Below are 6958 nucleotides of genomic sequence, written 5' to 3'. Positions count from 1 at the left end.
CGCCCCACCCAAGTACTCTTGCACTACTTGGTATTTGAACTCATCTGTATTTTTAGTCATTAAAAAACCCCAATAGTTGGTGTCCAACTATTGGGGTTCAGTTCAAAATGAGCGGTTTTTTTATACTAATGAGGCTTGCTTGCGCACACTAATTTTAGCCTGTGAGCAACACCTCAATATCACTTCTTATTTTCCACTTCTACCGTCCGCAGACGTGCGGCTAATTTATCCAGCACGCCGTTGACATATTTGTGCCCATCTTGACCACCAAATGATTTGGTCAGTTCAACCGCTTCATTGATGATAACGCGATAGGGAATTTCGATATGATTTTTCATTTCATACGCGCCAATGAGCAAAGCCGCATGCTCAATTGGTGACAACTCAGCGATTCCGCGATCAATAAACGGAACAAATTCTTCACGCAGTTGAATGGATTGATTTATCGCACCATGTAACAAAGCGTCGAAATGTTCACGGTCTGCTTTATCAAAGCCATGAGCCTCGCGAATATGGGCGTCGATTACACCAGAATCTTCATTATTTAGAAGCCATTGATAGATTCCTTGTAGCGCAAACTCGCGCGCGCGATGACGCGGTGAGCGAGTTTTATTTGGATTCGCATGTTGAGAATTAACTGTCATTGTATTTCCTATATTTTCTTTTATTGACGTACGGTCACTTGCTGTTGCTGACCATTATCCGCCTTTGTTCACTGTTGCTTGCTTCTTGTGATTCAATTCAAGTAGCAATCAAATTTATTCTTGATCAAACTCGATACCTTCAGTCGCCTCAGCAAGCTCTTCTAATGCCAAAGTCAAATTCGCCATTTCTACGGCAACTCGCGCTGCGTCTGCCCCCTTTTCACGCATACGAACTTCCGCTTGTTCATCATTTTCCGTCGTCAAAATTGCATTAGCGATTGGAATACCGGTATCCAATCCAACACGAGTAATCCCAGCACCAGATTCATTCGAAACAAGTTCAAAATGGTAAGTCTCGCCTCGTATCACTGCCCCCAACGCAATTAAAGCATCAAATTGATGTGTCGCAGCCAGTTTTTGCAAAGCCAATGGTACTTCTAAAGCACCTGGAACCGTCACGTGGAGGATATCTTCATCTAATACGCCCAATTTGCTTAATTCTGTCAAACAAGCATCGAGCAAACCAGCACCGACATTTTCGTTAAATCGTGCCTGTACAATACCTACTCGCACTCCCGCGCCATCCAGATTTGATTCATAGTGTCCGACTGTCATATTTTTTCCCTCTTAAGCCATTTTGGCTATAACAAATTCTATAATTAAGCGCTGTAACTTTCAGCTATTCGATATTTATAAAGCAATCAACATGCAGATTGCACAACTTATGACTTAGCTACTGGGCTATCCATATAGCCAGTGACTTCTAAATTAAATCCTGTCATCGATGGCATCTTGCGAGGATTTGCCAGTAATTTCATTTGCCCAACGCCAACATCCCTCAGGATTTGTGCTCCGATTCCATACGTTCTTAAATCCATTCTTGCGGCGCGACCTTGCGGCTTAACTTCAGGCGACTTCAAGGCATTAAATTGCGCAAATAGCTGCTCAGCTGTTTCCTCACAATTTAGCAGTACCATCACCCCATTGTCAGCTTGCTTGATTGCAGCTAAGGCATTCGCAATACTCCAAGAATGGGTGGACACCTCGGATTCTAATAAGTCCAAAATCGAGACTGGTTGATGCACGCGTACCAAAGACTCTTTTGCACTCTGAATTTGTCCATGCACTAAAGCTAGATGAGCTGATTTACTAGGAATATCTCTGTACACAATTGCTTGAAAGCTACCGTGCGCTGTATGCATTTCGCGCTCTGCAATGCGCTGTACCATGCTTTCATTTTGACTACGATATCGAATCAGATCGGCAATCGTACCAATCTTCAAACCATGGGTCTCGGCAAAAACCATCAAATCTGGCAGGCGAGCCATTGTTCCATCATCTTTCATGATTTCACAAATCACTGCGGATGGATTAAGGCCTGCAAGTTCGGCTAAATCACAACCCGCTTCAGTATGACCTGCGCGCATTAACACTCCACCTTTTTGCGCTTTTAAGGGGAAAATATGTCCTGGTTGCACGATATCTTCCGCGGTCATTTTAGGATCAACAGCCACTTGAATTGTACGCGCACGATCCGCTGCGGAGATCCCAGTTGTCACACCCTCTGCAGCTTCAATGGAAACTGTAAAGTTTGTTCCATAAGCAGTGCCATTTCGGGTTGCCATCATCGGCAAATTAAGCTCTTCGCAACGTTCTTCGGTTAATGTTAAACATATTAATCCGCGGCCAAATTTCGCCATGAAATTAATCGCTTCCGGTGTGACGAATTCTGCTGCCAAAACCAAATCGCCTTCATTTTCACGATCTTCTTCATCAACTAAGATTACCATGCGCCCCGCACGTAACTCTTCGATAATTTCTTGAGTGTTTGATAATTTCATCTGTTTTTCTCGCTTAAATGACGGCATTGATGCGCTTGTGCACATCGTTTTACGCTAACCCTCTATTCTAAAGTATTTGCACCTAAAAACAGATAAGAGGCATTATCTTTATCAGGGATTTAGAAACAATACTTAAACAAGTAACACCAAATTATGCGCGGCAACTTGCACAAATTGAAAAAACTCGATCATTAAATGAAAAACATCGTAAAACAAATAAAAATGCCGCTTAAAAAGCGGCATTTTTAATCAAGTAAGTTCTAACAACAATATAAAACTCGCTTAATGGCCGTGACCATCACCATAAGTTTCTACGTTAACAGGAACAGTAGCGCTGTTTTTACCCTCGAAGAAAAAAGCTTTCCTTGGTTTGTTTCGCAAACCGACTTCATTCATGGTGTCAGCATCATAGAGGCGCCCGTTAATCATCACTTGAGCGATTTGGTCAGACTGACGAATATCTTTCAAAATATCTCCATTCAGAATCACCAAATCAGCCAATTTACCCACTTCTAAAGAACCGATATCCTTATCCATTCCGAGATATTTAGCCCCATTCAAAGTCGATGCGCGAATGACTTCCAATGATGTCATACCACCGCGTCCGAGTGTCCACATTTCCCAATGTGCGCCTAATCCTTCACGCTGTCCGTGTGCGCCTAAGTTAACTGGAACGCCAGCGCGTTGCAATTCAGTAGCTGTACGTGCAACCTTGAAAACATTGAAATCCTCTTCGGGTGCGGTTAATCTTCTGACGCTACGTGGCTCTAATACAGAGCGTGGTACGTACTTAGACAAAATTGGATGCTTCCATACATCAGTGCGCGCATACCAGTAGTGTTCACCATCCAGTCCACCATAACCGACGATCAAAGTTGGGGTGTACCCGACTTGAGTCTGCGACCAAAGTTGTTTCACGTCGTCGTAAGCGTTTGCAACTGGAATTGAATGCTCAACACCTGTATGACCATCTATCACCATAGTCATATTGTGCTGAAAAAGTGAGCCCCCTTCTGGCACCACCGTCATGCCAGTTTGTCTTGCTGCCTCTAAAATTTGCTGACGTTGCTCACGACGTGGTTGGTTATAGCTTTTCACAGAAATCGCACCAGCCGCCTTCAGTCGTCTCATATGCGTTAATGCGTCATCTAAGCTGTTTACCACTGCACTAAAATTCGCTTTTGCGCCATACAAAATTGTTCCAGTTGAAAAAATTCGTGGCGCAACAACCTTACCGGCCTTTTGCATTTCACTATGTGTAAAGATTTCACTTGTATCATTCGATGGATCATGGATCGTCGTCACGCCAAAAGCGAGCGAGGCATAATTTACCCAACTTTGCTGCGGAATGATTTCACTTTCTCCCATGCCACCATGCCAATGCACATCCACTAATCCTGGGATAATCGTCTTACCACTGACATCAATTACTTTCGCTCCGGCAGGCACCACAACACTGCTTACTGATCCAATTTCGGTAATCCGATTATCCTTAATAACAATTCGCGCATTCTCGATGACCTCATCGCCCTTCATTGTCACGACGCGAGCACCCGACAGCACAGTAATTCCATTGGGCTTATCCGCAGATTCACGAAATCCAATTTTCACTCCATTTGCGGCCGTTTTCGGCAACTCTTTCGGCGCCCCTGCTACAAAAGCAAAAGTATCGCTCAACGCAGTCGTGAATAATTCATCCCCAAGCGCAAAATGAATCTTTTGGCTATCACCTGACCAATGCAAATAATCACCTGCATTCACATCTAATTGTTTCACTGGCAGTGCATCGCCTTTCGCCCCCACGTTCAATGCCTTGCCAACCAAAGGCATAGGCATCACATAAGCATGAAACCGCTCATTGAAGGCAAGCCACTTACCATCACGTGATACTGAAAACGCTGATACAAAATCGCCTTTTGCAACAGCCACATCCTCACTCTTATCTAACTTAAGTCTAAACAAAGAAGTGGACCAATCAACTTCTCCCGTATATCGTGTTCGGGTCAGATAAACAACATCATTTTCATTGGCGAATTGTGGTGCGTTACCATCTTCAGCGATTTTTCTTGGGGCTGCTTTTGCATCAGTTGAAACCACAAAAACGCCAGTTTCCATGCTATGCCAAGGCGACGTTAAGTAACCGCCGCGAGATTTCACAAACACAACTTGCTTGCCATCCGGAGACATGGTTACATCAGAATACTTACCAGGCTCTTTTGTGAGAACGGTCTCCTGTCCTGTACGCAAATCCATCGTGCGTACAGAACCTAGTTTCACATCATCCCAAGTCGCAAAAACGATACTTTGCCCATCACGTGAGAATTGCGGGAAATATTCAAAGTGCTCATTCTGCTTGGTCAAACGACGCGCTACTCCGTTTGGTAACTCTCGGATATAAAGTTGGCCAAGTGCGGAGTAGATTACGCGATCCCCCTTTGGCGATACATTCACCCATCGTAACTGCTTCACATCGAACTCATCTTTTGCAACTGGTGTCTCAAATCTCACAGCATCACGAATTTCACGACTATCTTTGACATGAAAGGCGATTTCTCGCTCCGTCTTGTTAAACGGATCAATTTGCCAAATTTTCCCTTGCGCCCAAAGTACAAGTTTCTTCGCATCAGGCATCCAAGAAAATGCTGGATAAACTCCATGTATCGCCCAAGCTTCTTGCATATCACGCTCGAGTTTATCCCACACAGGAAACTCTTCACCGCTCTTCAAGTCTTTGAGAAATAAAGTGCTTTGATTTCTAACGCGACGAACAAAAGCCAAGTATTTTCCGTCTGGTGATGGAGTCGGACGCACGGCGCCTCCAGGCCCGTTCACAAACGAAATCGTCTTACCATCTTTCAAATCTTTTCTAAATATTTGATAAATTTGCGCATTTGAATTTTTGTTGTATTCAAATGTAGAGCCGCCTGTCGTATCTTGTGAATAATAGATATAGCGACCGTCAGGCGAAAATGCAGGTTCGCCAAGATCTTTCTGCCAATTTGGTTTTTCGTTAATTTGTACACCTGAACCACCACTGACGTGATACATCCAGATTTCACCAGATCCTAAAGAACGCGTTCCAGAATAGTGTTTACGAGCTGCAATATACTGCCCATTTGGATGCCACACTGGATTATTTAACAGACGAAAATCTTCTTTCGTTACCGCCCTAGCATTACTACCATCCACGTTCATTATCCAAATATTGTCACCGCCTCCGGCATCTGACATATAGGCGATTTGTTTACCATCTGGCGAAAATCTTGCTTGCATCTCCCAAGCCATAGTATGTGTTAAAGCTTTAGCGACACCTCCTGTGACAGGCATTACATACAAATCACCAAGCAAATCAAATACAATGGTTTGACCGTCGGGACTAACATCCACTGTCATCCACGTACCCGTCTTCGTATCCAAATTTATGGTTTTTCCTTGGCCTGGTACGCTATTGACATCCCATTTCTTTTTAGCTGCATCTGAGGCGAGAACCTCGGCTGAAGCTAGCACCATGAATCCCAAAAATAGTCGAGCAACAAAATTACTCATAAACCGCCCTCTCTTTTTATCAATATGAATAAAGCGTGAAAATACTGCCTAAGCAGCATTATACAAACAGAAGCTCAGACTTCATTTATGAAACTAGGTTCAAATCTAAAGCAAATCGAACTAATTAGGCATCAAGCGAAATCAAACTATTAAATAATTCAAAAACAACCACAAAAAAATTCACTCTTCTAATACGCAAATCAATTCGTGATGCAAGGGGTATTAGCGAGGAATTAAAACGATAGCGAAACAAAAAAGGAAATCAGGATGCGAAAATTAAATATCTAGATCAGGGGTATTTAAAAAGAGGGAAAGTTAAAGAGTACGTGAGCTATAGTGGTAAAAGGAAACGCAGCAATGAGAACAGGTAGGTAAATAGTGCTCGGACAAAAATCGACACAGCAAGATAAGAGGAAAGGTGGAAGGTAAGGATAGAGTAAAGGGTAAGAAGTAAAAAGTGAGAAGGTAAAAAGCAAAAGCCCCTGATTCGGAAGAATCAGGGGCTTTCTGGANCCTGTTCGGGATGGGAAGGTGTGGTACCAACTTGCTATAGTCATCAGGCATAACTTGTTGATTTGCTGTTCTCATGAACAACAAATCCAATTAAGAAGAAGCTTGTAGGGTGGGCTAAGCCCACGCGTTACCGTCGATCAAGACGGTCGCAAATAATCGGTTGTGATTGCTCAAACTTACGTTTAGCACACACTATTGTAATACCTGTCGTAGTTACCTTGCTTTTGTTCCTAAAAATCATCTGGCTTTGCCAGTGATTTTTATCACTTCAAGCTACAAAAAAGTAGGTTTGTACTTTTTTGTAAAGGTTCTATAACTGACCAAAGTTATAGGGACAAGCCGTACGGGCAATTAGTACTGGTTAGCTTAATGCATTACTGCACTTCCACACCCAGCCTATCAACGTCCTGGTCT

At 43.2% G+C, this 6958-nt stretch carries 4 protein-coding genes and 1 rRNA gene; all 5 read right to left on the bottom strand.

The genetic code is table 11. The features are described 5' to 3' along the window. Positions 1 to 179: 179 nt before the first annotated feature. Complete coding sequence (gene nusB, locus IE103_RS18245) at positions 180 to 644, bottom strand: transcription antitermination factor NusB (RefSeq protein WP_189347871.1); 465 nt, start codon at positions 642 to 644, stop codon at positions 180 to 182. 114 nt (positions 645 to 758) lie between these two features. Continuing rightward, complete coding sequence (ribH, locus tag IE103_RS18240) at positions 759 to 1259, bottom strand: 6,7-dimethyl-8-ribityllumazine synthase (RefSeq protein WP_189347869.1); 501 nt, start codon at positions 1257 to 1259, stop codon at positions 759 to 761. Positions 1260 to 1366: 107 nt separating this feature from the next. Then, complete coding sequence (gene ribBA / locus IE103_RS18235; protein ID WP_189347867.1) at positions 1367 to 2485, bottom strand: bifunctional 3,4-dihydroxy-2-butanone-4-phosphate synthase/GTP cyclohydrolase II; 1119 nt, start codon at positions 2483 to 2485, stop codon at positions 1367 to 1369. Between the two features lie 282 nt (positions 2486 to 2767). Then, on the bottom strand, positions 2768 to 6031 hold the full coding sequence (locus tag IE103_RS18230) for an amidohydrolase family protein (RefSeq protein WP_189347864.1): 3264 nt from the start codon (positions 6029 to 6031) through the stop codon (positions 2768 to 2770). Positions 6032 to 6874: 843 nt separating this feature from the next. Further along, a 23S ribosomal RNA gene (locus IE103_RS18225) occupies positions 6875 to 6958 on the bottom strand; the annotation flags it as partial.

It is taken from the genome of Affinundibacterium macrobrachii, from assembly GCF_014652415.1.
In the GTDB taxonomy this organism is placed as follows: domain Bacteria; phylum Pseudomonadota; class Gammaproteobacteria; order Burkholderiales; family Burkholderiaceae_D; genus Undibacterium; species Undibacterium macrobrachii.
The sequence above is the reverse complement of the archived record's forward strand: the minus strand, read 5'-3'. Positions and strand labels throughout refer to the sequence as shown.

Coding starts and splice junctions, on each gene's coding strand:
- IE103_RS18230 (WP_189347864.1), bottom strand. CDS start 6,031: ATGAGTAATTTTGTTGCTCGACTATTTTTGGGATTCATGGTGCTAGCT.
- ribH (WP_189347869.1), bottom strand. CDS start 1,259: ATGACAGTCGGACACTATGAATCAAATCTGGATGGCGCGGGAGTGCGA.
- ribBA (WP_189347867.1), bottom strand. CDS start 2,485: ATGAAATTATCAAACACTCAAGAAATTATCGAAGAGTTACGTGCGGGG.
- nusB (WP_189347871.1), bottom strand. CDS start 644: ATGACAGTTAATTCTCAACATGCGAATCCAAATAAAACTCGCTCACCG.